This window comes from Pedobacter psychrodurus (assembly GCF_004331735.1).
Taxonomy (GTDB): domain Bacteria; phylum Bacteroidota; class Bacteroidia; order Sphingobacteriales; family Sphingobacteriaceae; genus Pedobacter; species Pedobacter psychrodurus.
In genome coordinates, this window is record NZ_SJSO01000017.1 from 100,898 (window position 1) to 125,605 (window position 24,708).

31 protein-coding genes are annotated in these 24,708 nt (G+C 37.1%); 25 read left to right on the plus strand and 6 right to left on the minus strand.

Annotation, left to right across the window (positions count from 1 at the left end; all coding sequences use genetic code 11):
• Nucleotides 1–33 precede the first annotated feature (33 nt).
• The 23 genes from rplP (at nt 34) to EZ456_RS18395 (ending at nt 14,533) form a co-directional block, all read left to right on the plus strand.
• Entirely contained in the window at nt 34–456 is a 423-nt protein-coding gene (gene rplP, locus EZ456_RS18285; protein WP_010599903.1) for a 50S ribosomal protein L16, read from the plus strand.
• Between the two features lie 73 nt (nt 457–529).
• Entirely contained in the window at nt 530–742 is a 213-nt protein-coding gene (gene rpmC, locus EZ456_RS18290) for a 50S ribosomal protein L29 (RefSeq protein WP_055910078.1), read from the plus strand.
• 13 nt (nt 743–755) lie between these two features.
• The gene (gene rpsQ / locus EZ456_RS18295; RefSeq protein WP_010599901.1) at nt 756–1,010 is read left to right on the plus strand and encodes a 30S ribosomal protein S17; all 255 of its coding nucleotides are present in this window, start codon (nt 756–758) and stop codon (nt 1,008–1,010) included.
• Between the two features lies 1 nt (nt 1,011).
• Nucleotides 1,012–1,380 carry a 50S ribosomal protein L14 gene (rplN, locus tag EZ456_RS18300; RefSeq protein ID WP_010599900.1) on the plus strand — a complete coding sequence of 123 codons (369 nt, stop codon included), beginning with the start codon at nt 1,012–1,014 and terminating at the stop codon, nt 1,378–1,380.
• A 1-nt stretch (nt 1,381) separates the two neighbouring features.
• Nucleotides 1,382–1,723, plus strand: coding sequence for a 50S ribosomal protein L24 (gene rplX / locus EZ456_RS18305; protein ID WP_029278653.1), 342 nt, complete (start codon nt 1,382–1,384; stop codon nt 1,721–1,723).
• Complete coding sequence (rplE, locus tag EZ456_RS18310; protein WP_088301915.1) at nt 1,720–2,286, plus strand: 50S ribosomal protein L5; 567 nt, start codon at nt 1,720–1,722, stop codon at nt 2,284–2,286. The genes rplX and rplE overlap by 4 nt, the downstream gene beginning before the upstream one ends.
• Entirely contained in the window at nt 2,286–2,555 is a 270-nt protein-coding gene (gene rpsN / locus EZ456_RS18315; RefSeq protein ID WP_025145214.1) for a 30S ribosomal protein S14, read from the plus strand. The genes rplE and rpsN overlap by 1 nt, the downstream gene beginning before the upstream one ends.
• Before the next feature lie 151 nt (nt 2,556–2,706).
• A complete protein-coding gene (rpsH, locus tag EZ456_RS18320; RefSeq protein WP_131532643.1) occupies nt 2,707–3,105 on the plus strand; it encodes a 30S ribosomal protein S8 in 399 nt (132 codons plus the stop codon).
• Between the two features lie 18 nt (nt 3,106–3,123).
• Complete coding sequence (gene rplF / locus EZ456_RS18325; RefSeq protein WP_131532645.1) at nt 3,124–3,681, plus strand: 50S ribosomal protein L6; 558 nt, start codon at nt 3,124–3,126, stop codon at nt 3,679–3,681.
• 5 nt (nt 3,682–3,686) lie between these two features.
• Entirely contained in the window at nt 3,687–4,040 is a 354-nt protein-coding gene (rplR, locus tag EZ456_RS18330; RefSeq protein ID WP_131532647.1) for a 50S ribosomal protein L18, read from the plus strand.
• 17 nt (nt 4,041–4,057) lie between these two features.
• The gene (rpsE, locus tag EZ456_RS18335) at nt 4,058–4,576 is read left to right on the plus strand and encodes a 30S ribosomal protein S5 (protein ID WP_010599893.1); all 519 of its coding nucleotides are present in this window, start codon (nt 4,058–4,060) and stop codon (nt 4,574–4,576) included.
• A gap of 4 nt (nt 4,577–4,580) precedes the next feature.
• Nucleotides 4,581–4,760 carry a 50S ribosomal protein L30 gene (rpmD, locus tag EZ456_RS18340; protein ID WP_010599892.1) on the plus strand — a complete coding sequence of 60 codons (180 nt, stop codon included), beginning with the start codon at nt 4,581–4,583 and terminating at the stop codon, nt 4,758–4,760.
• A gap of 102 nt (nt 4,761–4,862) precedes the next feature.
• Nucleotides 4,863–5,309: a 50S ribosomal protein L15 gene (rplO, locus tag EZ456_RS18345; protein WP_131532649.1), complete on the plus strand. Its 447-nt coding sequence runs from the start codon at nt 4,863–4,865 to the stop codon at nt 5,307–5,309.
• Nucleotides 5,310–5,316: 7 nt separating this feature from the next.
• Nucleotides 5,317–6,657, plus strand: a complete 1,341-nt coding sequence (secY, locus tag EZ456_RS18350) for a preprotein translocase subunit SecY (RefSeq protein ID WP_131532651.1) — start codon at nt 5,317–5,319, stop codon at nt 6,655–6,657.
• Nucleotides 6,658–6,665: 8 nt separating this feature from the next.
• Entirely contained in the window at nt 6,666–7,451 is a 786-nt protein-coding gene (gene map / locus EZ456_RS18355) for a type I methionyl aminopeptidase (protein WP_131532653.1), read from the plus strand.
• Between the two features lie 71 nt (nt 7,452–7,522).
• On the plus strand, nt 7,523–7,741 hold the full coding sequence (infA, locus tag EZ456_RS18360) for a translation initiation factor IF-1 (protein WP_010599888.1): 219 nt from the start codon (nt 7,523–7,525) through the stop codon (nt 7,739–7,741).
• Between the two features lies 1 nt (nt 7,742).
• On the plus strand, nt 7,743–7,859 hold the full coding sequence (gene rpmJ / locus EZ456_RS18365; protein WP_010599887.1) for a 50S ribosomal protein L36: 117 nt from the start codon (nt 7,743–7,745) through the stop codon (nt 7,857–7,859).
• A gap of 68 nt (nt 7,860–7,927) precedes the next feature.
• Entirely contained in the window at nt 7,928–8,305 is a 378-nt protein-coding gene (gene rpsM, locus EZ456_RS18370) for a 30S ribosomal protein S13 (protein ID WP_010599886.1), read from the plus strand.
• Nucleotides 8,306–8,455: 150 nt separating this feature from the next.
• Complete coding sequence (gene rpsK / locus EZ456_RS18375) at nt 8,456–8,845, plus strand: 30S ribosomal protein S11 (RefSeq protein WP_131532654.1); 390 nt, start codon at nt 8,456–8,458, stop codon at nt 8,843–8,845.
• A 61-nt stretch (nt 8,846–8,906) separates the two neighbouring features.
• Nucleotides 8,907–9,515, plus strand: a complete 609-nt coding sequence (rpsD, locus tag EZ456_RS18380; RefSeq protein ID WP_029278658.1) for a 30S ribosomal protein S4 — start codon at nt 8,907–8,909, stop codon at nt 9,513–9,515.
• Nucleotides 9,516–9,600: 85 nt separating this feature from the next.
• Entirely contained in the window at nt 9,601–10,593 is a 993-nt protein-coding gene (locus EZ456_RS18385; protein WP_056848536.1) for a DNA-directed RNA polymerase subunit alpha, read from the plus strand.
• Between the two features lie 111 nt (nt 10,594–10,704).
• Nucleotides 10,705–11,229 (plus strand): 50S ribosomal protein L17, encoded by a 525-nt coding sequence (gene rplQ, locus EZ456_RS18390; RefSeq protein ID WP_131532656.1) that lies wholly within the window; start codon nt 10,705–10,707, stop codon nt 11,227–11,229.
• Between the two features lie 334 nt (nt 11,230–11,563).
• Nucleotides 11,564–14,533: a glycoside hydrolase domain-containing protein gene (locus tag EZ456_RS18395; RefSeq protein WP_131532658.1), complete on the plus strand. Its 2,970-nt coding sequence runs from the start codon at nt 11,564–11,566 to the stop codon at nt 14,531–14,533.
• Nucleotides 14,534–14,664: 131 nt separating this feature from the next.
• Here EZ456_RS18395 and EZ456_RS18400 read toward each other — a convergent pair whose 3' ends face one another.
• The gene (locus EZ456_RS18400; RefSeq protein WP_131532660.1) at nt 14,665–15,297 is read right to left on the minus strand and encodes a gluconate 2-dehydrogenase subunit 3 family protein; all 633 of its coding nucleotides are present in this window, start codon (nt 15,295–15,297) and stop codon (nt 14,665–14,667) included.
• 11 nt (nt 15,298–15,308) lie between these two features.
• The gene (locus EZ456_RS18405; RefSeq protein WP_131532662.1) at nt 15,309–17,045 is read right to left on the minus strand and encodes a GMC family oxidoreductase; all 1,737 of its coding nucleotides are present in this window, start codon (nt 17,043–17,045) and stop codon (nt 15,309–15,311) included.
• 290 nt (nt 17,046–17,335) lie between these two features.
• Here EZ456_RS18405 and EZ456_RS18410 point away from each other — a divergent pair, with 290 nt between their 5' ends.
• Nucleotides 17,336–18,523 (plus strand): class I SAM-dependent methyltransferase, encoded by a 1,188-nt coding sequence (locus EZ456_RS18410; RefSeq protein WP_131532664.1) that lies wholly within the window; start codon nt 17,336–17,338, stop codon nt 18,521–18,523.
• Nucleotides 18,524–18,633: 110 nt separating this feature from the next.
• Here EZ456_RS18410 and EZ456_RS18415 read toward each other — a convergent pair whose 3' ends face one another.
• Nucleotides 18,634–18,993 carry a DUF1304 domain-containing protein gene (locus tag EZ456_RS18415; RefSeq protein WP_131532666.1) on the minus strand — a complete coding sequence of 120 codons (360 nt, stop codon included), beginning with the start codon at nt 18,991–18,993 and terminating at the stop codon, nt 18,634–18,636.
• Nucleotides 18,994–19,411: 418 nt separating this feature from the next.
• Here EZ456_RS18415 and dnaK point away from each other — a divergent pair, with 418 nt between their 5' ends.
• Entirely contained in the window at nt 19,412–21,322 is a 1,911-nt protein-coding gene (dnaK, locus tag EZ456_RS18420; protein WP_131532668.1) for a molecular chaperone DnaK, read from the plus strand.
• A gap of 610 nt (nt 21,323–21,932) precedes the next feature.
• Here the strand turns inward: dnaK and EZ456_RS18425 are convergent.
• The 3 genes from EZ456_RS18425 to EZ456_RS18435 form a co-directional block, all read right to left on the minus strand.
• Nucleotides 21,933–23,009, minus strand: a complete 1,077-nt coding sequence (locus tag EZ456_RS18425; RefSeq protein ID WP_131532670.1) for a phosphotransferase enzyme family protein — start codon at nt 23,007–23,009, stop codon at nt 21,933–21,935.
• On the minus strand, nt 23,000–23,899 hold the full coding sequence (locus EZ456_RS18430; RefSeq protein ID WP_131532672.1) for a nucleotidyltransferase family protein: 900 nt from the start codon (nt 23,897–23,899) through the stop codon (nt 23,000–23,002). The genes EZ456_RS18425 and EZ456_RS18430 overlap by 10 nt, the downstream gene beginning before the upstream one ends.
• A 146-nt stretch (nt 23,900–24,045) precedes the next feature.
• Nucleotides 24,046–24,708 (minus strand): hypothetical protein, encoded by a 663-nt coding sequence (locus EZ456_RS18435; RefSeq protein WP_131532674.1) that lies wholly within the window; start codon nt 24,706–24,708, stop codon nt 24,046–24,048.

Here is a 24,708-nt window from a genome sequence, read left to right on the forward strand (position 1 = left end):
ATTAACATCGTTTAACGATTAGAACAAAATAAAATGTTACAGCCAAAAAGAACGAAGTTCAGGAAGATGCAAAAAGGCAGAATGAAGGGTTTAGCTTCTCGTGGAGCTGAGTTAGCATTCGGATCTTTCGGTATCAAATCTCTAGAAGCAACTTGGATCACAAGTCGTCAGATAGAGGCTGCCCGTATTGCGGTAACTCGTTTCATGAAACGTGAAGGCCAAGTATGGATCAGGATCTTCCCGGACAAACCGGTAACTAAAAAACCTGCTGAGGTACGTATGGGTAAAGGTAAAGGTGCTCCTGAGTATTGGGTAGCAGTTGTAAGACCAGGACGTGTAATTTTCGAAGCTGAAGGTGTGCCTTTAGAAGTTGCTAAAGAAGCATTGCGTTTAGCAGCTCAGAAATTACCGATCCAAACCAAATTCGTAGTACGTAGAGATTACGTAGAAGCATAGTAAAGTGTTGAGGTGAATGTTGTAAATACTTGTTTATTATAACCGCTACACTCAACGTAAAAGAAAAAGAAAAATGAAAAATTCAGAAATCACAGGGCTTTCAAAAGAAGAATTAGTAGCTAAGATTGCGGAAGAAAAAGAGAACTTATCAAAATTAAAGTTCGCTCATACTATTTCAGCTATCGAAAATCCTTCACGTATTGCAAAAGTAAGGAAAGACATAGCCCGTTTAAACACTGAGTTGACTAAAGTGAAAAACACTGAGTCAGCTACTGAAACTAATTAATTTGAGAGTCGACATGGAAAGACAATTAAGAAAAACAAGAACCGGGTTAGTGGTAAGCAACAAGATGGATAAATCTGTTGTAGTGAGCGTGGAACGTAAAGTAAAACACCCGATTTATGGTAAGTTCGTAAAGAAAACTACCAAATTTATGGCTCACGACGAGAAAAACGAATGCGGTATCGGTGATACAGTATTGATTATGGAAACTCGTCCTTTGAGTAAAAACAAGAACTGGAGATTGGTACAAATTTTAGAAAGAGCTAAATAAGATGGTACAACAGGAATCGAGATTAAACGTTGCTGATAACAGCGGCGCAAAAGAAGTATTAGTAATTCGCGTGCTAGGTGGAACCGGCAAACGATATGCTTCAATTGGTGATAAAGTAGTTGTTACCGTAAAAAGCGCGTTACCTTCTGGTAACATTAAAAAAGGTACAGTTTCTAAAGCAGTTGTTGTAAGAACTAAAAAAGAAATCCGTCGTAAAGATGGTTCTTATATCCGTTTTGACGATAATGCAGCTGTATTATTGAACGCACAGGATGAGCCAAGAGGTACACGTATCTTTGGCCCGGTTGCGAGAGAACTACGTGAAAAACAATTCATGAAAATTGTATCATTAGCACCGGAGGTATTATAAAATGGGAAACAAAGTAAATACACCATCAAAACTTAAAATCCGTACAGGAGATTTAGTTAAAGTCATTGCTGGCGATTCAAAAGGTCAACAAGGAAAAGTACTTTCAGTACTTATAGATAAAAACAGAGCCATTGTGGAAGGCATTAACTTAGTATCTAAACATACTAAACCAAATGCTGCTAATCCTAACGGTGGTATTATTAAAAAAGAAGCTGCTCTTCACATTTCTAACTTGATGTTGGTTGATCCAAAATCTGGTAAAGCTACCCGCGTAGGTCGTAAACTTAACGCAGATGGTAAATTAGTTAGAGTTGCTAAAATTTCAGGAGAGGAGATTAAATAATGGCTACACCTAGATTAAAAAGCAAATACAAAGAAGAAGTTGTAAATGCACTAAAAGAAAAATTTCAGTACAAAACTGTAATGCAGGTTCCTAAATTGGAAAAAATCTGTATCAATCAGGGTGTTGGTCGTTTTTCTGTTACTGATAAAAAGATTATGGATACCACAATCGTTGAGTTGTCAACCATCACTGGTCAACAAGCGGTTCCAGCTAATTCTAAGAAAGATATCTCTAACTTTAAATTACGTAAAGGTATGCCAGTAGGTGTACGTGTTACTTTACGCGATAACAATATGTACGAGTTCTTAGATCGTTTGATCTCTGTAGCTTTACCACGTATTCGTGATTTCAAAGGTATCAATGATAAAGGATTTGATGGAAAAGGTAACTATACATTAGGTGTTACTGAGCAAATCATCTTCCCTGAGATTAATATCGATAAAATCAATAAAATTTTAGGTATGGATATAACTTTCGTAACTTCGGCAAAATCTGACGTTGAGGCTCTTGAGTTATTGAAACAATTCGGATTACCATTTAAAAATCAAAAAACAGCAGAATAATGGCAAAAGAAGGTGTAAAAGCACGCGAAGTTAAGCGCCAAAAATTGGTAGCTAGATACGCTGAAAAACGTGCAGTATTAAAAGCTGCGGGAGATTTCGAGGGTTTAGATAAATTACCTAAAAACTCATCTCCAGTACGTTTACACAACCGTTGTAAATTAACTGGTCGCCCTCGTGGATATATGCGTACCTTTGGTATTTCAAGGGTAACGTTCCGCCAAATGGCACTAGACGGTAAAATACCAGGTGTTAAAAAAGCATCTTGGTAATATAAGCTTAAAGCTGAAAGCTCAAAGTCTAAAGCGGTATATGTCGCTTTAGTCTTTGTGCTTTAGTCTTTTTGCTTTTAAAAGAATTTTAACCGATAGCAGGTCCCATCGCCGGGTGGTGACAGGAAACCACTATCAAAAACAATAAAAAATGAATACAGATCCAATAGCAGATTATTTAACAAGAGTAAGGAATGCCATTAAGGCCAACCACCGTGTTGTAGAAATTCCTGCATCAAACCTTAAAAAAGAGATTACTAAAGTTCTTTTTGACAAAGGTTACATCGCGAACTACAAGTTTGAAGATACTACAGTTCAAGGCATCATTAAAATTGCTTTGAAATACAATCCAATTACTAAAGTTCCTGCTATTCGTACTTTGATGCGAATTAGTAAACCAGGTTTGAGAAACTATGCTGGTGTTGAAAATATGCCAAGAGTATTAAACGGTTTAGGTATCGCAATCTTATCTACTTCTAAAGGTGTAATGACCGATAAAGAAGCAGCCAAATTAAACATTGGTGGTGAGGTATTGTGTCACGTTTATTAATATTAGGAGAACAGCACAATGTCAAGAATAGGAAAAGCCCCAATTACAATCCCTGCAGGTGTTACAATTACCGTATCAAAAGATAACGTAGTAAGTGTAAAAGGTCCTAAAGGTGAATTAACACAAGCAGTTGATACAGATATCACTGTAAGTCAGGAAGACGGAATTTTAACAGTTCAACGTCCTTCAGAACAAAAGAAACACAAAGCATTACACGGTTTATATCGCTCATTGCTTAACAACATGGTTGTTGGTGTTACAGAAGGTTATAAATTAACTCAAGAATTAGTAGGTGTTGGTTATCGTGCTACAAACCAAGGTAACACACTAGATCTAGTTTTAGGTTATTCTCACCACTATGTATTCCAGTTACCAGAAGAGATTAAAGTAACTACATCTTCAGAAAAAGGTCAAACGCCTAAAATCATTTTAGAAAGTATTGACAAACAATTGATCGGTCAGGTAGCAGCGAAAATCCGTTCGTTACGTGCACCAGAGCCATATAAAGGTAAAGGTATCAAGTTTGTAGGTGAAGTGTTAAGAAGAAAAGCAGGTAAATCAGCATCTAAGAAATAGTAATCATGGCAGGTAAAAAATTATCAAGAAGAGATCGTATTAAAAAAGGGATCAGAAAGAGACTTACTGGTTCGGAAGAACGTCCAAGGTTATCTGTATTTAGAAGCAATAAAGGGATTTATGCTCAGGTTATTAACGATGTAACCGGTACTACAATAGCTTCAGCATCATCTTTATCAAAAGATTTTTCTGGAACAGGTAACAAAAGTGACCAATCTTTAGCTGTAGGTAAATTAGTAGCAGAAAAAGCAATTGCTGCTGGTGTTAAAGAAGTTGTTTTCGATAGAAATGGCTATCTATACCACGGTCGTATTAAATCGTTGGCAGAGGGTGCCCGCGAAGCTGGTCTAGTATTTTAATCTGAAGAAAAAGTAAGATGTCAACTATTAATATAAAAAGAGTAAAAACCACCGATATCGAATTAAAGGATCGTTTGGTTAGTATACAACGTGTTGCCAAAGTAACCAAAGGTGGCCGTACTTTCAGCTTCTCAGCAATTGTTGTTGTAGGTGATGAAAACGGTGTTGTTGGTTTCGGTTTAGGTAAAGCGAAAGAGGTAACTGAAGCAATTGCTAAAGGTGTGGATGATGCTAAAAAGAACTTGGTAAAAGTTCCAATTTTAAATGGTACTGTTCCTCACGAGCAAATCGGTAAATTCTCAGGTGGTTTTGTTTTAATCAAACCAGCTGCAGTAGGTACTGGAGTAATTGCTGGTGGTGCGATGCGTGCTGTATTAGAGAGTGCTGGCGTGCATAACGTATTAGCAAAATCTAAAGGATCATCTAACCCACACAACGTGGTAAAAGCAACTGTTGATGCGTTAACTAAAATGCGTGATGCTTATACAGTAGCCCAAACCCGTGGTATAGATTTAAACAAAGTATTTAACGGATAATATCATGGCTAAGATCAAAATAACACAAGTAAAAAGCGTTATCGACAGAAGCGAGCGCCAAAAAAGAACCGTTCAGGCTTTGGGTTTATCTAAAATGAACCAAAGTGTTGAGGTTGAAGCTACGCCACAAATTATCGGTATGGTTCGTAAAGTGAACCATTTGGTAGCAATCGAAGCAATCTAGTAAAAGTTTTAAAGGTAGTATTGGTAAGCCGGTACTACCTTTATATATGTTTAATCGTTGTACCTGTTTAGTGAAAGCGAAGGGCAACACAAATTCAAAAAAATGAATTTAAGTAATTTAAAACCTGCAGTAGGTTCTACAAAAAACAGCAAAAGAATTGGTCGTGGTACAGGTTCTGGTCGTGGCGGTACATCAACTCGTGGTCACAAAGGTGCGGGTTCTCGTTCTGGTAAAAAAACAAAGATCGGTTTCGAAGGTGGTCAAATGCCTTTACAACGTCGTGTGCCTAAAGTTGGTTTCAAACCAATTAACCGTACAGAGTATGTTGGTGTAAACTTAGATGTTTTACAAGCTTTAGCTGAAAAAAACAGCTTAACAACTATCGATTTCGCTGCTTTACAAGCACATGGTTTAGCTTCTAAAAATGACTTAGTTAAAATTTTAGGTCGTGGTGAAGTTAAAGCAAAGCTAGAAATCACAGCACATGCGTTCTCTGCAACCGCACAAAAAGCTATTGAAGCTGCAGGTGGTTCTATTGTAAAATTGTAATTATTAAATGAAGAAGCTATTTACTACTTTAAGTAATATCTGGAAAATTCAGGAATTAAAAGAGCGTATATTGTTTACGCTCTTAATTCTTTTGGTATACCGTTTCGTATCTCACGTGGTTTTACCAGGTGTAGATCCAACTGCTTTAGGCAATAACGAAAAATCAGGAATCTTAGGCTTACTAGATATGTTTGCCGGAGGTTCTTTCTCTCGTGTGTCTATTTTAGCATTAGGGGTAATGCCTTATATCTCTGCATCGATTGTGGTGCAACTATTGGGTATTGCTGTTCCTTCTTTCCAAAAAATGCAGAAAGAGGGCGAAAGTGGTAGAAAGAAAATGAACCAGATTACCCGTTACCTAACGGTAGCGATCACAATCGTTCAATCTGTTGGTTACGTTAAAACGCAAGTTCCTCCAGAAGCTATTTTATTGCCAAATACTTTATTCTTAGTGTTATCTACGTTTGTATTAACGGCAGGTACATTATTTGTAATGTGGTTAGGTGAAAAAATTACTGATAAAGGTATTGGTAACGGTACATCACTAATCATTATGGTTGGTATTATTGCCCGTTTACCAGTTGCAATTTCTCAAGAATTTAGTGCACGTGTGGGTTCATCTAGTGAAGGTGGAGGCCCGGTTGCATTGGTTTTAGAGATCGTTGCATTATTTGCCGTGGTAATGTTTACCATTTTAATTGTTCAAGGTGTACGTAAAGTACCTGTACAATACGCAAAGAAAATTGTTGGTAACCGCCAGTTTGGTGGTGTTCGTCAGTACATTCCTTTAAAGGTGAATGCTGCTGGTGTTATGCCGATCATTTTTGCTCAGGCGTTAATGTTTATTCCAGGTGCTTTAATGCAGTTTGTTCCTTCATTACAAGGTTCTTGGTTAATCCAGTTCAGCAACACAACTTCGTTGGCTTATAGCTTAACGTTCGCATTTTTAATTATCGCATTTACTTTCTTCTACACTGCAATTACAGTTAATCCAACTCAAATGAGTGATGATATGAAGAAAAATGGTGGTTTTATTCCAGGTGTTAAACCAGGTTTTGCAACATCAACTTTTATTGATGATGTAATTTCTAAAATCACTTTCCCAGGTGCGGTATTTTTAGCGATCATTGCTATTTTACCTTCGTTAGCGGTTAAGTTTGGTATTAAACAAGAGTTCGCTCACTTCTTCGGTGGTACTTCTTTATTAATTTTAGTAGGTGTTGTATTGGATACTTTACAGCAGATCGAAAGTTATTTATTGATGCGCCATTATGATGGTTTGATGAAAACGGGTAGAGTTACGGGCAGAACAGGTGTTCCTGCTGCAAGTAGCAACGCAGCGTTGTAGTGTAACGGATGTCTAAAATTTATTACAAATCTCTCGAGGAGATCGAGTTAATAAGAGAAAGTTCCATGCTTGTTTCTAAAACTTTAGCCGAAGTGGCCAAGGTGATAAAAGCAGGCATGACTACTATCCAATTAGATAAACTAGCCTACGAGTTTATAAGTGATCACGGAGCGATTCCAGCATTTTTAAACTATAATGGTTTTCCTAATTCTTTATGTATTTCGCCAAATGAACAGGTTGTTCACGGTTTTCCAAGTAAATACGTAATCCAGGAGGGAGATTTAATTTCAGTTGATTGTGGTGTAATTAAAAACAATTATTTTGGTGATTCGGCCTACAGTTTCTCTATTGGAGAAATTGATGCAGAAAAACAGAAATTGGTTGAGGTTACTAAACGTTGCTTGGAATTGGGTATAGAAAAAGCAGTTGTTGGTATGCGTATCGGTGATATCGGTTTCGCGGTTCAACAGTATGCAGAAGCTAACGGATTTGGAGTAGTAAGAGAACTTGTAGGACATGGTGTTGGTGTAAAACTTCACGAGAAACCAGAAGTTCCGAATTATGGGAAGCGTGGTGCAGGACCAAAACTTGAAGAAGGAATGGTAATTGCGATAGAACCCATGATTAATGCAGGCGTTGCCGGTGTTAAATTCCATAACGATGGATGGACGGTAACCAGTAAAGACAATAAACCATCGGCACATTTTGAACACACAGTAGCCATAAAAAAGGGCAAAGCAGATGTTTTATCAACGTTTTCTATAATAGAAGAAATTTTACAACAAAAAAAATAAATAATTAAAATTTTTTATTTAATTTTGCAACCCTGTTTAGAAGCAGCTAATTAAGTAACAATCAATAAAATATGGCTAAACAAGCCTCAATTGAACAAGACGGAGTAATCAGAGAAGCATTGTCTAATGCAATGTTCCGGGTAGAACTTGAAAACGGACACGAGATTATCGCGCACATTTCAGGTAAGATGAGGATGCACTACATCAAAATCCTTCCTGGTGACAAAGTAAAATTAGAGATGTCTCCTTATGATTTAACAAAGGGACGCATCACTTATAGATATAAATAAAATGAAAGTTAGATCATCAATTAAAAAACGTAGCGCTGATTGCAAGATTATTCGCCGTAAAGGTAAACTTTACGTTATCAACAAGAAAAATCCTAAATACAAGCAACGTCAAGGGTAATTAAGAATATTGTAATGAACCGCACAACGGTGGCCCGCCGTTCGGAATTACTTAAAACATAAATAAATATGGCAAGGATTTCAGGTATTGATTTACCAAGAAACAAAAGAGGAGAGATTGGTTTAACTTATATCTACGGAATAGGAAGAACTACTGCACAACGTATTTTAACTACTGCAGGCATCGACCTAAACAAAAAAGTACAAGACTGGTCTGATGATGAGTTATCAGCAATCCGTACAATGATTAACGATGAGATTAAAGTAGAAGGTGCTTTACGCTCAGAGGTTCAGTTAAACATTAAACGTTTAATGGATATTGGTTGTTACCGTGGTTTACGTCACAGAAAAGGTTTACCTTCTCGTGGTCAGCGTACTAAAAACAACTCACGTACTCGTAAGGGTAAGAGAAAAACAGTTGCTAACAAGAAAAAAGCTACTAAGTAAGAGGTAGATTTGAGATGTTAGATTTGAGATATGAGACAATTGTATTATTAAGTCAACCTCTCAAGCTAATGTGTAAATAGTTAAGATAGTGGTATGAGTGAGGGTAAGATCTCAATACTCATATCTCATATCTCATATCTAAAATAAAAAATGGCTAAGAGTAAAAAAGTAACAAAAAAACGTATCGTTGTAATTGAGTCTGTTGGACAGGCGCATATCAATGCTACCTTCAACAACATCATCGTTACCTTAACAAACAACGGCGGACAAACCATTTCATGGTCTTCTGCTGGTAAAATGGGCTTTAAAGGTTCTAAAAAGAACACACCTTATGCAGCTGGTCAAGCAGCTTCAGATTGTGGTAAAGTTGCGTTTGATTTAGGTTTACGTAAAGTTGAAGTATTTGTAAAAGGTCCGGGTTCAGGTCGTGAATCTGCAATCAGAACTTTACAAGTAGCAGGTATCGAAGTAATGTCTATTAAAGATATCACTCCACTTCCTCACAACGGATGTCGTCCTCCTAAAAAGAGAAGAGTTTAATTAATTTTAAAGCTAAGAATCTCCAGCTTCAGGTTGGATGATACTTTAAAACAGAAAAAAAATGGCAAGATATACAGGCCCAAAATCAAAAATCGCCCGTAAATTCAGAGAACCAATCTTCGGTCCTGATAAGGTGTTAGACAGAAAAAATTATCCTCCTGGGCAACATGGCTCATCAAAAAGAAGAGGAAAACAATCTGAATATGCTATCCAGTTAATGGAGAAACAAAAAGTAAAATATACTTATGGTGTATTAGAAAAACAATTCAGTAACTTGTTTAAAAAAGCATCTTCTCGTGCTGGTATTACCGGTGATAACTTACTTCAGTTATTAGAAGCACGTTTAGATAACACAGTTTACCGTTTAGGTATTTCAACAACCCGTTCTGGTGCACGCCAGTTAGTTAGCCATAAACACGTTACCGTGAATGGTGAAGTTGTAAATATCCCTTCATATCAGTTAAAAGCTGGTGATGTGGTTGCTGTTCGTGAAAAATCTAAATCTTTAGAATCAATTAGTAACTCAGTTGCAGGCAGAACGATTAATAAGTTTGCTTGGTTAGAGTGGAATGCTGGTGAATTAACTGGTAAATTCTTAACCTACCCTCAACGTGATGAGATTCCTGAAAACATCAAGGAAAACTTAATCATCGAGTTATACTCAAAGTAATAAATGATCTAGTTAATTACCTCAAAAGGGTAATTAACTTTTTTCATGTTACTATATATTCAATAACGAATTTAAAAAATTATAAATGGCAATTTTAGCATTTCAGAAACCAGACAAAGTGATCATGCAGAAATCAACCGATTTCGATGGCACATTTGAATTTCGTCCTTTAGAGCCCGGTTTCGGTGTAACAATTGGTAATGCCTTAAGAAGAATTTTACTTTCTTCATTAGAAGGTTATGCTATTACTACTATTCGTTTTTCAGGCGTTTCACATGAGTTTTCTACCATGAAAGGTGTTGTAGAAGATTTAACTGATATCATCTTAAACTTAAAACAAGTTCGTTTTAAGAAAACTGGCGATTCAGGTGATGCTGAAAAAGTTTTCATCATCGTTAATGGTCAAGATCAGTTTAAAGCTGGTGATATCACTAAATTCTCTAACAACTTTACAGTTTTAAACCCTGAGCATGTTATTTGCAACATGGATAAATCTGTTACTTTGGAAGTGGAATTAACCATCAATAAAGGACGTGGTTATGTACCTGCCGAAGAAAATAAAGTTGCTGATGCTGTTGTAGGTGTAATCGCAATCGATTCGATTTATACTCCAATGAAAAATGTAAAATACACGATCGAAAACTTTCGTGTTGAGCAAAAAACGGATTATGAAAAATTGGTTTTAGATATCTCTACTGACGGTTCAATTCATCCTGAAGAAGCATTAAAAGAAGCGGCTAAGATCCTTATCCAACACTTTATGTTATTCTCTGATGAGAATTTGGTATTAGAATCTCAAGCTAAAGAAGAAACTAAAGAAGTTGATGAGGAAATTTTACACATGCGTAAGATCCTTAAAACTGAGTTAGTAGACATGGATCTTTCAGTTAGAGCATTAAACTGCTTAAAAGCTGCTGATATCCGTACTTTAGCTGATTTAGTTTCTTACGATGTTGCTGATATGTTGAAATTCAGAAACTTCGGTAAAAAATCTTTAACAGAGATTCAAGAACTAGTAAAATCAAAAGGTTTATCATTTGGTATGAACCTGTCTAAATTTAAATTAGACGAAGAATAAAACGCATGGCGCCATGCGCTTAGCACAAAGCGTTGAACAAATTATTATTTCACAGTGTATAATTCCCTCAGCTTAATTGCAACGAGACGGTATACACTCAATTAAAAAACAATGAGACACGGTAAAAAAGTAAACCACTTAGGTAGAACCGCAAGCCACAGAAAGGCGATGTTAGCTAACATGGCTTCATCACTTATTTTGCACAAAAGAATTACAACAACTTTAGCTAAAGCTAAAGCTTTGCGTACTTATGTTGAGCCAATTATCACTAAATCAAAAAATGATACTACTCACTCACGTCGTACAGTTTTTGCTTATTTACAAGATAAAGAAGTAGTAACAATCTTATTCCGCGAAATTGCTGAGAAAGTTGCAAACCGTCCAGGTGGTTATACTCGCATCATTAAATTAAACAACCGTTTAGGTGATAACGCTGAGATGGCTTTAATTGAATTGGTAGATTACAATACAGTTTACGGTAAAGACGTAGAAGCTAAAGAAGAGAAGAAAACAACTCGTCGTGGTAGAAGTAAAGCTACTGCTGCACCTAAGGCTACAGAAGCGAAAGCTGAAGTTGCCGAAGAAGTTGCTCCTGCTGAAGAAGCGCCTGCTACTGAAGAACCAAAAGGAGAATAATTTAATTCACCTTAAGATTAAGAAAGTCCTGTTCGAAAGAACAGGACTTTTTTTTGTTTTGTATCATTATGAACGCAGTGTTTTGTGCCGTCAGATGTTTCCATCTGACGGTTTGTTAAAAATAAATTAGAACTTATTAATTTCTTCTATGTGTTAGATGGTAACATCTGACATCACTATGAATCTATGGCATAAACTCCATTGAGCAACATGCTACCACTAATCAACCATTTACCAATGTACTAATCAAATCAATCAAACGTTTGTCTCATTTTTTCATTACATAGCTTTATTTCAGCCAGGTATCTATAAATTAGCCAAAAACAAATTTGAAATGAAATTTAGGCTTTTTCTATTACTCTGTCTTTTCGCACAGCTATCTCTTAATGCTCAAACACTAAAGTATACTAACGGTAGCAATGCCTGGAATCCCGATTCGTTAGGTAACCATAGAGTTGTTGTACAGTTTGCCGGTACAGGCAGAATCGCCCATGTTAAAGTTGATTGGCGTAGGCGGGATGAACATCCAGAATTAAAAGGAATCATCGTGCAAGATGTAAATGGCAAAACTGTTTCGGTTGTGGGCACAGATAAATTGACCAGAGAAAGTGCTGATGTTTATTTCGAAGCACCTGGAGCTGGAAAATATTACATCTATTACCTTGCGTATAAAAATGAAGGCAGGAGTAATTATCCAAAAGGAGTTTACTTAAAAGCCAAACAGGCTGACCAAGCATGGTTAATGGCTGCAAAACAAATTAAGGTGAATACTTCTGTTGTCGAGATCCAGTCTATTGATGCTTTCAACTCATTCTATCCGATGGAAGTAATTGCCACAAGTAAAGAAACAGCATCAATAAAAGCTAAATATCCATTAGAAGCTTTTATCGTTTTTCCAGAGGACAGAATGTATCCGATCAAAATGCAGAACGATTTACCTTATCGTTGGATACAAAAAGGGGCAGCAAATACTTTTACAGGCTCGGCGAGTAAAGGCGAAAACTATGCTTTTCAATTGGGCATATTTGCTTTGAAAGATCTGAAAAATGTAGTAGTTAGCTATGGCGATTTAAAAAATGCAGCAGGAAAAGTAATTTCTTCAAAATACATCAACTGCTTAAATACCAATGGAACAAGTTATGATAACAAACCTTTGGTTGAAACTGTAAATGTAGCCTCTGGCAAGATTCAGCCAATGTGGATAACGATAAATATCCCTAAAAATATCGCGGCAGGTATTTATGCCGGAAAATTTACGGTCAAAGCCAATGGAAAATCTAAAGTAATTGATGCCAAAATTACAGTAGGTAACGAAGTTTTAGCTGACGCCGGTGTAGGAACTCCAGATAAACAGACTCGCTTAACCTGGTTAAATTCTACCTTAGCGCAAGCGAATACGGTGGTTGCTCCTTACACACCGTTAACTGTTGATGGCAATGTAATCTCACTTTTAGGAAGAAAGTTCGAAATTAATAGCGATGGTTTTCCTAAGCAGATTCAAACGTTTTTTAATGCTGAGATGACGGCTTATAGCGAAAAACCTAATAATATTTTAGCAGAGCCTATCCATTTTCACTTTTTTAATACACCAAAAACACAGGAGAAATTTGTGACAAGTAATTTCCAGATTACCAGTAAAGAAGCTGGAACGGTAAAATGGACGGCTACCAATACTTCCGATAATCTAAAAATGGATTTAGAAGGTGCTTTAGAGTTTGATGGGTATGTGCATTACGTAGTTAAAGTAACTGCTTTAAAAGATGTTGAATTCAGTAATGTTGATTTTCATATCCCATTTGATAAGAATGCTACAAAATATTTGATGGGTTTAGGTGAAAAGGGTGGTGTTAGACCAGATACTGTAAAATGGAAATGGGATGTGGCCAATAAAAACCACGATGCCGTTTGGATCGGGAATGTAAATGCAGGCTTGTATTATAACTTAAGAGACGAAAACTATGTTCGCCCGCTTAACACCAATTTCTATCTTCAGAAGCCTTTATTGTTGCCTAAATCGTGGGGTAATGGAGATAAAGGTGGTATTCAGATTAATGTTAAAGGAAGTTCGATGCTTGCCGATAACTTTACTGGCGCCAGAAGTATGAAAAAAGGCGATGTGCTGTATTACAATTTCAATTTATTGATCACACCTTTCCATTTACTTAATACCGATTTTCAATGGGATAACCGCTTTTACCATAAATATGGTGATCTAGATTCTATTAAAGCTAAAGGTGCAACCGTAGTGAACATTCATCATGCTACGCCAATTAACCCATGGATTAACTATCCATTTATCGAATGGAAAAAGATGAAAGGTTATATTGATAATGCACACTCGAAAGGTTTAAAAGTTAAAATTTACAATACTGTTCGCGAGCTTTCTAACCACGCTTACGAGTGGCCAGCTTTAAGAAGTTTAGGTACTGAGGTATATTCTCCAGGTAAAGGTGGAGGCTTTAGCTGGTTACAGGAACATTTAGATTCTAATTATATTGCCGCCTGGTTTGTGCCCGAAATTAAAGATGCGGCTGTAATTAACAGCGGAATGAACCGTTGGCACAACTACTACGTAGAAGGAATGAAATGGTTGGTGAACAATGTTGGCATTGATGGCGTGTACTTGGATGATGTGGCATTCGACCGTGTAACCATGAAACGTATAAAACGTGTATTAACGCAAGATAACCACCCAGGTATTATCGACCTGCACTCGGCCAATCAATACAATAAAAGTGATGGCTTTAACAATAGTGCCATTTTATACCTGGAGCATTTTCCTTACCTGAACCGTTTATGGTTCGGCGAATATTTCGATTACCAAAAAAATAATCCCGATTTCTTTTTAACAGAGGTAAGCGGAATTCCTTTTGGTTTGATGGGAGAGATGTTGCAAGATGACGGAAACCCTTGGCGTGGTATGATTTACGGTATGACAAGTCGCTTGGGTTGGTCTGACAAAAGCGATCCAAAACCTTTATGGAAAGCTTGGGATAACTTTGGAATAAAAGGATCTGAGATGATCGGTTACTGGAGTGAAAATTGTCCGGTTAAAACCGACAACCCTAAAGTTTTGGCAACAGTATATAAACAAAAAGGTAAAACAATGATTGCCTTAGCCAGTTGGGCAGAGGGTGATGTAAAGGTTAACTTGACGATTGATTGGGCTAAACTGGGTTTAGATGCAAGCAAAGTTAAGATAAGTGCTCCTTCAATTGATAAATTCCAAACGGCAGGAAGTTATCCTGATGGAAAATCAATTCCTATTGAAAAAGGAAAAGGTTTGATATTGGTAGTGGAGTAAATCCCTTGCGCCGTGGTTTGTGTCCTCACGAACCATACAAATTTGGTATGTAATGACATGTGCCGAGGAGAATAAAGAAGTCAAGTTTTTATAGCACATTGGCCATTAAACTTGACTTCTTTCGTATACGATTATACCTTCACATTCTCCATTCCGTACTGTTTCAGCACATCTATTGGAACACCAGCCCACTGGTTTGGTGCATTACCAACGTAACCAATATCTTTTACGCCAATTTCTGTAGTGTAAAAACCTGATGCAGTTAAGTCTCTCATTCTATTGAAAAAAGTTACACCTGCCTGCATTTCTGGTCTGGCTTTTTTAGGATATGCAATTTCATCTACAATGGAAATCTGTTGATCTGCTGATGCCTCAACAAATGATTTTTGGAATTTATTAAAGCTATATACGTCCAGCCACTTTAAACCACCACGCATTGGTACTTTGTGTTCAGGAATATCTTTTACAATAAATTCGATAAACTCTGGTACTCTAGCATCAGATGCACTGCCCGATACATCATCTTTAGGGATAATAATATCAGCCAGAATTGTAATTGTAGCCATTTCATGTTTAGTGAAAAAGATTTCAGCTTTTAATTTCTTATCACGGTCTATTTCCCACTGCTCTCTTCCGGCTTCTTTTGCGGTTTCTTCTGGTGCGGCTACTTCGGTTTTTGTTTCAGGTTGTTTACAGGCATCGAGTAGCACAGTTGTACTTATGGCTGTTAAACCTAATGCTTTTAGTGAATCACGTCTGTTCATATGGTAATTCTTTAAATGTTTTGTTTTTTCTTTTGAGCTAAAATATATTCGGCGGTGCGCATAGAAAGTGCTAAAATAGTCCAGGTGGCATTTTTATCGCCTTGTTGAACAAATGGGCCAGCATCTACTACAAACAGATTTTTACAGTCGTGTGCCTGGCAGTATTTGTTTAATGCCGATTTTTTAGGATCGTCGCCCATACGAATAGTCCCAACTTCGTGGATAATTTTTCCGGGGTTGAGTAAACCGTAATTGGTATCTGCTCCCTGAATTTCAGAAGTAACCACCGCACCCATTTCTTTCATGATCGAAAGGAAGGTATCTTGCATATGTTTAGCCTGTAGAATTTCATCTTTGGCCCATTTATAGTTAAACCTTAAAACGGGAATACCATATTTATCTACAGTATTTGGATCAATTTCGCAGTAGTTATCTTCTCTGGCAATTGCTGTACCGCGGCCTGCCATTCCAACGCCAGTTCCATAGAAACGGCGGTAATCATCTTTTAACGATTTTCCATAACCTCCGGCATCTTTCATTTTGCCATCTCTACCTGGTACCATTCCGTTCATTTGTGTTACACCGCCACCAAAGCCATATGCAGGCATACCCATACCACCCCAGTATTCGATGTGGTAACCACGCGGGAAGTTTAGTTTACGGTTATCTAACCACCAGGGCGAATAAATATGCACACTGCCAAGGCCATCCTCATTGTAACGTTTTCTATCCATTAACTGTGGAAGAAAGCCCGAAACACTTGCGCCTGTAGAATCGTGTAAATATTTTCCTACAACACCGCTGCTATTGGCTAAGCCATTAGGATGTGATGATGATTTTGAGTTTAATAAAATACGCGCCGATTCGCAGGCACTGGCACCTAAAATAATGAGTTTACCGTTTACCTGGTATTCTTGCAGGTCTTTTCGGTTTACATAGGAAACCCCTTTTGCGGTACCATCTTTATCGGTAATTACTTCGCGCACCATGGCATCGGTAATTACAGTCAGATTTCCTGTTTTTACTGCAGGGTTTACCAAACAAGATGAGGATGAAAAATCGCCATAAACTTTACAGCTTCTTCCACATTGGCCGCAATAGAAACAAGGTGCGCGATCGCTGTTATTTGGTAAGGCCTCGGTAAGTACCGATCCACGGCCGGTAATTACTTTTACACCTGCTTTTTCTGCACCTTTTTTTATAAAAAGTTCATTTAATCTTGGTTTTGGCGGTTTCATAAAGATTCCGTCTGGCTCATTTTCTAAACCTTCTGCTGTTCCATAAATACCGATCATGCGATCTACTTTATCGTAAAATGGTTTTACATCGGCATAGGTAATCGGCCAATCGTCGGTTAAACCATCAGTAGGTTTAAAATCCTGTGGCCCCATGCGGAGCGAAATTCTTCCCCAGTGATTAGTACGGCCACCGAGCATGCGCGAACGGAACCATTCGAACTCGCTTTTGTTTTTCTGAGTATAAGGCTCGCCTTCTAATTCCCATCCTCCATAAGAAGCATCAAAATCTCCAAATGGACGCGTTGTACTGGCACCACGACGGGGAGATTCCCAAGGCCATTTTAATTGATGTGAATCTAATCGCGGATCGAAATTTTGACCAGCCTCGAGCATTAAAACCTTTTGACCTGCATGTGCCAGAACGTATGCAGCCATTCCGCCACCTGCACCTGAGCCAACAACAATGGCATCATAAACGGTAGGCGATTTTTTTATCTGAAAGTCACTCATTGATTATGGTTAGCTATTTTTATATAATCTAATCTAAAGCTTAATTTTTTGAAAAAAAAACGTTCGGCTTCTTTGGAATCAATATAGATAATAACAGCATCAAGTATTTCTAAATCGTATTACCTCATTCATTTGTTTAATGCAATGCCAATGATTTTTTGAGATGAAAATGCCTGTCACTATTACATTTTACATCTTCCATTAATTTATAAAGTCGCTCTATTGTTACATTATCATGGATATGTTCTGCTCCGGATAAACTTGATTATCTTTGTCGCTAAAATTGATCAATGCCAGTGTTAGAATATATAGAACAATTTACTGCAGCTTTAAAGGAAAGTTTGGATGCTGCAACTTTTGTAAAGGTATCTTTAGGGAACTACAAAGGCGAAGAAGAAGCATTAAAGCAAATTCTTATCCGTAAAGTTGTGATTAAACGTGAAGATAAACTGGCTTTTACCTATCGCTATAAAACCCGTGATGTGGTGAAAAACTATGCAGTTGATGAAGCAATAGATTTGATTTCCGACTATCTGGAAAAAGGTTTTAAAATCGGTACTTTGTTTAGCACCGAAAAAGACCTGATTTTGGAGGAACTGAATAATGGCAAGGTTGTTTTTAGGGAAAGTAAAGCATCAAGTGCAGCAGCCCCGTCTGCCAGCCACGATAAAGAGAAAAGCAGGCTGATTAAACCCGATTCGAAGTCTTATTTAACGGAGCTTAAAATTACCGACTCAGAAGGGAAGGTATTTAAAAATGCGCAGGATAAATTTCGCCAGATTAACCATTACATTGAAATTTTAAGTTCTTTAATTAAAGAGCTGCCTGCAGGTACAATTAAAAAAGTAGCCGATATGGGCTCGGGCAAAGGTTATTTAACTTTTGCATTATACGATTATTTACACTCGGTTTTAAAGCTAGAAACTGAAGTGGTTGGGGTAGAGTATCGCGAGGATATGGTCGAATTATGTAATCAGGTTGCTGTTAAATCTGCTTTCGATAAATTGAATTTTGTTCAGGGAACGATTGAAGATTACAATGCTGAGGATGTAAATTTATTAATTGCCCTTCATGCCTGCGATACCGCTACCGATGATGCTATTTTTAAGGGAATTAAAGCCAATGCCGAACTGATTGTTGTTGCGCCTTGTTGCCACAAACAAATCCGTAGAGAGATTGAGCAAAATAAAGTGAAGAATGATGTTTCATTTTTAACTAAATATGGCATCTTTTTAGAACGTCAGGCTGAAATGGTTACCGATGGAATTCGAGCGTTAATTTTAGAATACTTCGGGTATAAAACCAAAGTGTTCGAATTTATTTCAGATGCACATACGCCTAAGAATGTACTCGTAGTTGGGATAAAAGGCAAAGCGCATAGTTCAGAGCGAAAAGCGGAGATTTTACAGAAAATTAAAGCAAGTAAGGAATACTTTGGGATTGGCTACCATCACTTAGAAAGATTGTTGGAGTTGTAGTAGAACGATCGTTATTCTGATCCGATATCTATCGGATTTGTTTCAGAATCTGTCAAACCAACCAGGTGTTTTCAGTCGGTGAGACACCGACCGATAGGATCGTATCAAACTTACAGATGCAACAAAATCAACGCAATTAAAGCTGGTATTGATTGTACATAAAGAATTTTTTTACTCGCTGTTGCTGCGCCATAAATACCGGCAATAATCACACAGGTTAAAAAAAATATCGCTACATAAAATCTCCAGTGGTGATCGGTTATACATAATGACCAGATTAAACCTGCAGCTAAAAATCCATTGTATAATCCCTGGTTTGCTGCTAATGCTTTAGTTGGTGGGAATAAATCTTTCGGGATGGTTTTGAAAACTTTAGGCGCTTTGGTTGTCCAAGCGAACATTTCTAGCCAAAGAATGTAAATGTGAATCAAGGCGACGAAGCCGATTACGATTTGAGCTGCTAATTGCATTATAGATTGGATTACACAGATTTTTTAAAAGGATTACACAGATTAAAATGATTGCACAGATTGATTGTAATTTAAATATAGGAAACTTTGTGGTTATTTTTTGCATTAACTGGTGTTAACTAAACCCGATAATAGCGAACATCCCGATTTTCATCGGGATAAAGCGGTTAGCGGGGCAGGTGCTCCCGAAGCACTGCTAACTTTCATTTTCAAATCATTTAAAAGAATTTAAACTTCGCTTTGGCCTTTCATCTTTAGCCTTTCAGCTTATTTCTGTCATGCTGTCAGTAAACTATAACCTCTTTTTTTACATTTTATCAGTCTTTTGCTCATATTATCTGCCAAAAGGCAATTGGCACAAGCATTGTTTAATAGCAGTAGAAATTATAATACTTTAAAAAGAGAAATTAAAAATACAATGGGAAAAATTATTGGAATAGACTTAGGAACAACAAACTCTTGCGTAAGCGTAATGGAGGGCAACGAGCCTGTAGTTATCGCAAACAGTGAGGGTAAACGTACTACACCGTCTATTGTTGCTTTTGCAGAAAACGGTGAGCGTAAGGTTGGCGAGCCTGCTAAACGTCAGGCTATAACCAACCCAACCAAAACGATATATTCGATTAAACGCTTTATGGGTAACAGCTACGACGAAAGTGCGAAAGAAGCTGGGCGTGTACCTTATAAAGTTATTAAAGGTGATAACAATACACCACGTGTTGAAATCGACGACAGAAAATATACTCCACAAGAAATTTCTGCAATGATATTGCAGAAAATGAAAAAAACTGCTGAAGATTTCTTGGGTCAGGAAGTAACTGAAGCGGTAATTACTGTGCCAGCTTATTTTAACGATGCACAACGTCAGGCTACTAAAGAAGCAGGCGAAATTGCAGGTTTAACTGTAAAACGTATCATTAACGAGCCTACTGCAGCTGCTTTAGCTTATGGTTTAGATAAAGCACACAAAGACATGAAAATTGTTGTGTTTGACTGTGGTGGTGGTACACATGATGTTTCTGTTTTAGAATTGGGTGATGGCGTTTTCGAAGTAAAATCTACTGATGGTGATACGCACTTAGGTGGTGATGACTTTGATCACATTATTATCGATTGGTTAACAGACGAATTCAAAGCTGAAAACAGCATGGATTTGGCTAAAGACCCGATGGCTTTACAACGTTTAAAAGAAGCTGCTGAGAAAGCTAAAATTGAGTTATCGAGCACAACTTCAACTGAAATTAACTTACCATATATTACTGCTGATGCTAGCGGCCCTAAACACTTAGTACGTACATTATCTCGTGCTAAATTTGAGCAATTGGCTGATAGTTTGATTAAACGTACTATCGATCCTTGTAAATCTGCTTTGAAAAATGCTGGTTTAAGCACAAGCGATATCGACGAAATTATTTTGGTAGGTGGTTCTACACGTATCCCTGCTATCCAGGAAGCAGTTAAAGCTTTCTTCGGTAAAGAGCCAAGTAAAGGTGTTAACCCTGATGAGGTTGTAGCTATTGGTGCTGCTATTCAAGGTGGTGTATTAACTGGTGATGTAAAAGATGTATTGTTATTAGATGTTACACCTTTATCATTAGGTATCGAAACTATGGGTGGTGTAATGACTAAATTAATCGAGTCTAACACAACTATCCCAACTAAAAAATCGGAGACTTTCTCAACTGCAGCTGATAACCAGCCTTCAGTAGAAATCCATATTTTACAAGGTGAGCGCCCAATGGCTGGTCAGAACCGTACAATTGGCCGTTTCATTTTAGATGGTATTCCACCAGCACCTCGTGGTGTGCCTCAAGTAGAAGTATCGTTCGATATTGATGCTAACGGTATCTTACACGTAAGTGCTAAAGATAAAGCTACTGGTAAAGAGCAAAAAATCCGTATCGAAGCATCTTCAGGTTTAACTGATGCTGAGATCAAAAAAATGAAAGAAGAAGCTGAAGCTAATGCAGCAGATGATGCTAAGCAGAAAGAAGAAGCTGATAAAATTAACGGTGCCGATGCTTTAATTTTCTCAACTGAGAAACAATTAAAAGAGTTTGGTGATAAATTATCTGCTGATAAAAAAGCGCCAATCGAAGCTGGTTTAGAGAAATTGAAAGCAGCACATGGTTCTCGTAACTTTGCAGATATCGATGCAGCACAAGCTGAATTGCAAAATGCATGGAACGCAGCATCTGAGGAAATGTACAAAGATGGTGGTCAGCCTCAAGGTGGCGAACAACCACAAGCTGATGGTCAGCCTCAAGGTGGTGGCGATAATGTTACCGATGTTGATTTTGAAGAAGTAAAAGAAGACGATAAGAAATAAGTCTTGAGTCTGAAGTCCTGAGTCGTAAGTTTTGGGAGGATATAAAAAGCGTTTCTGATTAAGTTCAGGAGCGCTTTTTTGTTTTCTGTCATTCCGAAGAGGTCAGTTTTTTTTAAAAACAATGGAGTGACGATGACAGGATACGGGGTATTGTCATTCCCAACTTGATTGGGAATCGTAATGCCATGGTAGGGCCTGTAAGCTGCATTAAGATTCCCGCCTGCGCGGGAAAGACGATTTTTCTATTGGAATCTGTCAATGGTAGGAACGAAGAATTTGTTTCATCCGTTGGGATTGCTTCATGTTTCGCAATAATGATACTTGTGTTGTTTTGAAAACGAACGGTTCTATCCTTTTCGGAAACTATAGCCCCGCCATTCGCTGCAATCTTTTTCAAACCCATAAGGTTTTTAAAACCTTATGGGTTTAATCAAAAGTATTTTCGCTGCTGTCGGGTTTAGGAAGGATGGTTTGGTGCTTTTGGGAAGGGTTTTATAGCTATTTGTTTAGCCGATGCGATCGTCGTGCTGAATTTATTTCAGCATCTTTTCAACAATTAAGACCCTGAAATAAATCCGATAGCTATCGGGATCAGGGTGACGAACAATATCTAAACCAAATTCTCTTCAATAATATCCTGCAATTCCTTTTCGTTTACTGATAATTCGTGCAACAGTTTAAACTGGTTTTTAGCACGATCTAAATTTTGTGTGGCATAATTGGTCGGGTAATAGTTATTACCACTTAAAAAATCGGTTAAAAAACGCAACGCCTGCATATAAATGATGTACTTGCCCGAAAATAAGATAAGTTCTTTTTCCGTTTGGGTTAAAATGCTTTTCATTTCAGATAAATAACCCTTTATCATAGCCTCAAAATAAGGTAAGCGAATTTTAATCTTAGCCAAATCGGTTTCGTTTTCTGAGAAAGCACAAAGGTAGGTGCGCATCATATCGCCCAAGTCGGAAATAAATTTACCGGGCATGATAGTATCCAGATCAATTACACAAATCCCTTCATTGGTTTCATCATCTAACAGCACATTACTGATTTTAGTGTCGTGGTGCATTACCCGGTCTGGAAAATCATTTCTATGCGAGTAGGACGTATAATAATCTAAAATATACTTATGGCTTATGGCATCATCAATCTGCGCTATGGCCTGCTTTTTAAGGGCTTCTGGTGCTTGTTTTAAAGCAAATGTAAATTGCTCGTATCTTAAACGTAAATCATGAAAACCAGGAATGGTAGGCTGAAGTGTTTTCGCGTCGAAATTATCAAGTAGCCTGCTAAGTTTGCCAAACTGTTTTGCGGCCTCATATGCTTGCTTAGGATCTGCTAAAACATCCAGTGAAATGGTATTGGGTACAAAAGGAAGCATCCGCCAATATTCATGATGGATATGTGCCATCTCTTCACTACTGGTTGTAGAAACAGGCTTTATAAAAAGGTATTCAGGGTAAGTGAAGCTAAGGTAATCGGCAATAGACCTCAGGTTGTTGGCAATGGCCTGTGGCGATTTAAAAACCGAAGTATTTATATTTTGAAGAATGTATTTCTTCTCTTCAGATAGGGGAGAAAGCAAATAAGTACGGTTAATTAAACCCGTACCTATTTGTGTAATTTTTGTATTTTCTTTAGCGTATCCGTAGGCTTTTAAAACTTCGGAATCTAAATTTAGTTCCATAGTTTTTCTGGATATGTTCCGTTTTTAACCAATTGGTTAATGCTGTCCTGAACATACGGTTTATCTTCTTTATAGGTTACACCAAACCATTTGTTAGAAGTTGGTACCACTTTGAAGGTAGCAGTGTTGCTTTTTACCAGGTTTTCGCCAATTAATGGAATAAAGAATTCGGCCTTAGGCTTATCTTTGTTTGCTTCAGCAAATTCCCTGAACAAATCTTCAGTAATTTTAAAAACCGCTGGTGTAAATCCCCAGAAATTCATTGAAACAGGAGTTTCGTAACTTAAAGGAAATTCTTCGCCATTTTCTTCGTAAAAAATATTGCCGTCTTTAGGATAAACTTTTGTACGTTCCACAATCTCTTCCAGATTACCTGATGCATCTACTTTGCAAACGCCACGCGAAACAGCACCAAATTCTGATAAGGTTTTGCCAACCTCATAACCGATAATAGCATAGTTGCTGTCTGTTACCTCTGTAGTTAAGAAATCGACCATTTTTTTAAAGGCATCAAAACCATAGTAATCATCCGCGTTAATTACACAAAATGGTTCTTTAATTACGTTTCTGCCCGAAAGGATTGCATGTGCTGTACCCCAAGGCTTTTCTCTGTATATTTCTTCTTCAATGCCAAATTGTTTTAAATCGAAATTTTGGAAAACATATTCTGTTTCAATTCTACCGTTAAGTTTTGGTTCGAAAATAGCTTTGAACTCTTTTACGAACTCTTCTTTAATGATAAATACAACTTTGCCAAAGCCAGCATTAATTGCATCATATATTGAATAATCGATAATTGTTTCGCCATTTGGGCCAAAACCATCAATCTGTTTCATACTTCCATAACGGCTTGCCATACCTGCAGCCAATATTAATAGGGTGGGTTTCATCTATGTTTATTTTTTTATTTGTAAGATGGAGCCTCTGATGCTTAAAATAATTGTCTTTTGTGTTTAATAATTATTTTAAGCATGTCGGGTTCATATTGTGAAAATAGTAATAGCCATTTAAATTATAAATAACCAGGTGTTTTATTTTATATTTTGTTTATGTATTCAAATAATTTTTTTAAATCACTGTCTTGTTTGAAATCAATCTTTTCTTTTTTTAAATAATTATTTAATTCTTGTTCTTTAGAAGGGAATAACACCAAAATTGCCTTCTTTGTTGGCGTAATTTTTAAAAAATTACCATTGCTGAGTACAAAATAACTATTTGTTGTGTTAAAAGATTTATTCGTAATAGCAGAACCGTATTGTTTACTTTCAATAATCTTTTTATTCGTTTTTTTAAATAATGAAGTCTGCCCTGAAAAGATAACTTTAAAATAAGAAGCTGAATTAAAATGATCTATAGCTGGTAATCCATTAATATACTTATTCGATATGTTTAACTCAGGATTTAAAAGTTCGAATTCCGTAACTGGTTCTGCAAAATACATCAGGTTACCGTTTTCATGTTTGAAAATTAGCTTATCGTCCATTACATTATACTTTAAAGGCATATCTACATAATGTTTTCCCGATTTAGTGGTTACTTTTCCTTTAATCCAGTAATCAAATAAGTAAGGAGATCCTGTTACATCCTCGTATTTTATTTCCCTTAAAAGGGTACCCTGCGCATCTGCAAAAGGTGAAAGCGCATACTGACTATAAGATTTTATCGAAATGAGGGAGAGCAATAAAAATAGATATTTCAT

What these genes read in the sequence shown, in the direction of transcription:
- rplP (WP_010599903.1), top strand. Translation starts at nt 34, where the DNA reads ATGTTACAGCCAAAAAGAACGAAGTTCAGGAAGATGCAAAAAGGCAGA.
- rpmC (WP_055910078.1), top strand. Translation starts at nt 530, where the DNA reads ATGAAAAATTCAGAAATCACAGGGCTTTCAAAAGAAGAATTAGTAGCT.
- rpsQ (WP_010599901.1), top strand. Translation starts at nt 756, where the DNA reads ATGGAAAGACAATTAAGAAAAACAAGAACCGGGTTAGTGGTAAGCAAC.
- rplN (WP_010599900.1), top strand. Translation starts at nt 1,012, where the DNA reads ATGGTACAACAGGAATCGAGATTAAACGTTGCTGATAACAGCGGCGCA.
- rplX (WP_029278653.1), top strand. Translation starts at nt 1,382, where the DNA reads ATGGGAAACAAAGTAAATACACCATCAAAACTTAAAATCCGTACAGGA.
- rpsN (WP_025145214.1), top strand. Translation starts at nt 2,286, where the DNA reads ATGGCAAAAGAAGGTGTAAAAGCACGCGAAGTTAAGCGCCAAAAATTG.
- rpsH (WP_131532643.1), top strand. Translation starts at nt 2,707, where the DNA reads ATGAATACAGATCCAATAGCAGATTATTTAACAAGAGTAAGGAATGCC.
- rplF (WP_131532645.1), top strand. Translation starts at nt 3,124, where the DNA reads ATGTCAAGAATAGGAAAAGCCCCAATTACAATCCCTGCAGGTGTTACA.
- rplR (WP_131532647.1), top strand. Translation starts at nt 3,687, where the DNA reads ATGGCAGGTAAAAAATTATCAAGAAGAGATCGTATTAAAAAAGGGATC.
- rpsE (WP_010599893.1), top strand. Translation starts at nt 4,058, where the DNA reads ATGTCAACTATTAATATAAAAAGAGTAAAAACCACCGATATCGAATTA.
- rpmD (WP_010599892.1), top strand. Translation starts at nt 4,581, where the DNA reads ATGGCTAAGATCAAAATAACACAAGTAAAAAGCGTTATCGACAGAAGC.
- rplO (WP_131532649.1), top strand. Translation starts at nt 4,863, where the DNA reads ATGAATTTAAGTAATTTAAAACCTGCAGTAGGTTCTACAAAAAACAGC.
- secY (WP_131532651.1), top strand. Translation starts at nt 5,317, where the DNA reads ATGAAGAAGCTATTTACTACTTTAAGTAATATCTGGAAAATTCAGGAA.
- map (WP_131532653.1), top strand. Translation starts at nt 6,666, where the DNA reads ATGTCTAAAATTTATTACAAATCTCTCGAGGAGATCGAGTTAATAAGA.
- infA (WP_010599888.1), top strand. Translation starts at nt 7,523, where the DNA reads ATGGCTAAACAAGCCTCAATTGAACAAGACGGAGTAATCAGAGAAGCA.
- rpmJ (WP_010599887.1), top strand. Translation starts at nt 7,743, where the DNA reads ATGAAAGTTAGATCATCAATTAAAAAACGTAGCGCTGATTGCAAGATT.
- rpsM (WP_010599886.1), top strand. Translation starts at nt 7,928, where the DNA reads ATGGCAAGGATTTCAGGTATTGATTTACCAAGAAACAAAAGAGGAGAG.
- rpsK (WP_131532654.1), top strand. Translation starts at nt 8,456, where the DNA reads ATGGCTAAGAGTAAAAAAGTAACAAAAAAACGTATCGTTGTAATTGAG.
- rpsD (WP_029278658.1), top strand. Translation starts at nt 8,907, where the DNA reads ATGGCAAGATATACAGGCCCAAAATCAAAAATCGCCCGTAAATTCAGA.
- EZ456_RS18385 (WP_056848536.1), top strand. Translation starts at nt 9,601, where the DNA reads ATGGCAATTTTAGCATTTCAGAAACCAGACAAAGTGATCATGCAGAAA.
- rplQ (WP_131532656.1), top strand. Translation starts at nt 10,705, where the DNA reads ATGAGACACGGTAAAAAAGTAAACCACTTAGGTAGAACCGCAAGCCAC.
- EZ456_RS18395 (WP_131532658.1), top strand. Translation starts at nt 11,564, where the DNA reads ATGAAATTTAGGCTTTTTCTATTACTCTGTCTTTTCGCACAGCTATCT.
- EZ456_RS18400 (WP_131532660.1), bottom strand. Translation starts at nt 15,297, where the DNA reads ATGAACAGACGTGATTCACTAAAAGCATTAGGTTTAACAGCCATAAGT.
- EZ456_RS18405 (WP_131532662.1), bottom strand. Translation starts at nt 17,045, where the DNA reads ATGAGTGACTTTCAGATAAAAAAATCGCCTACCGTTTATGATGCCATT.
- EZ456_RS18410 (WP_131532664.1), top strand. Translation starts at nt 17,336, where the DNA reads ATGCCAGTGTTAGAATATATAGAACAATTTACTGCAGCTTTAAAGGAA.
- EZ456_RS18415 (WP_131532666.1), bottom strand. Translation starts at nt 18,993, where the DNA reads ATGCAATTAGCAGCTCAAATCGTAATCGGCTTCGTCGCCTTGATTCAC.
- dnaK (WP_131532668.1), top strand. Translation starts at nt 19,412, where the DNA reads ATGGGAAAAATTATTGGAATAGACTTAGGAACAACAAACTCTTGCGTA.
- EZ456_RS18425 (WP_131532670.1), bottom strand. Translation starts at nt 23,009, where the DNA reads ATGGAACTAAATTTAGATTCCGAAGTTTTAAAAGCCTACGGATACGCT.
- EZ456_RS18430 (WP_131532672.1), bottom strand. Translation starts at nt 23,899, where the DNA reads ATGAAACCCACCCTATTAATATTGGCTGCAGGTATGGCAAGCCGTTAT.
- EZ456_RS18435 (WP_131532674.1), bottom strand. Translation starts at nt 24,708, where the DNA reads ATGAAATATCTATTTTTATTGCTCTCCCTCATTTCGATAAAATCTTAT.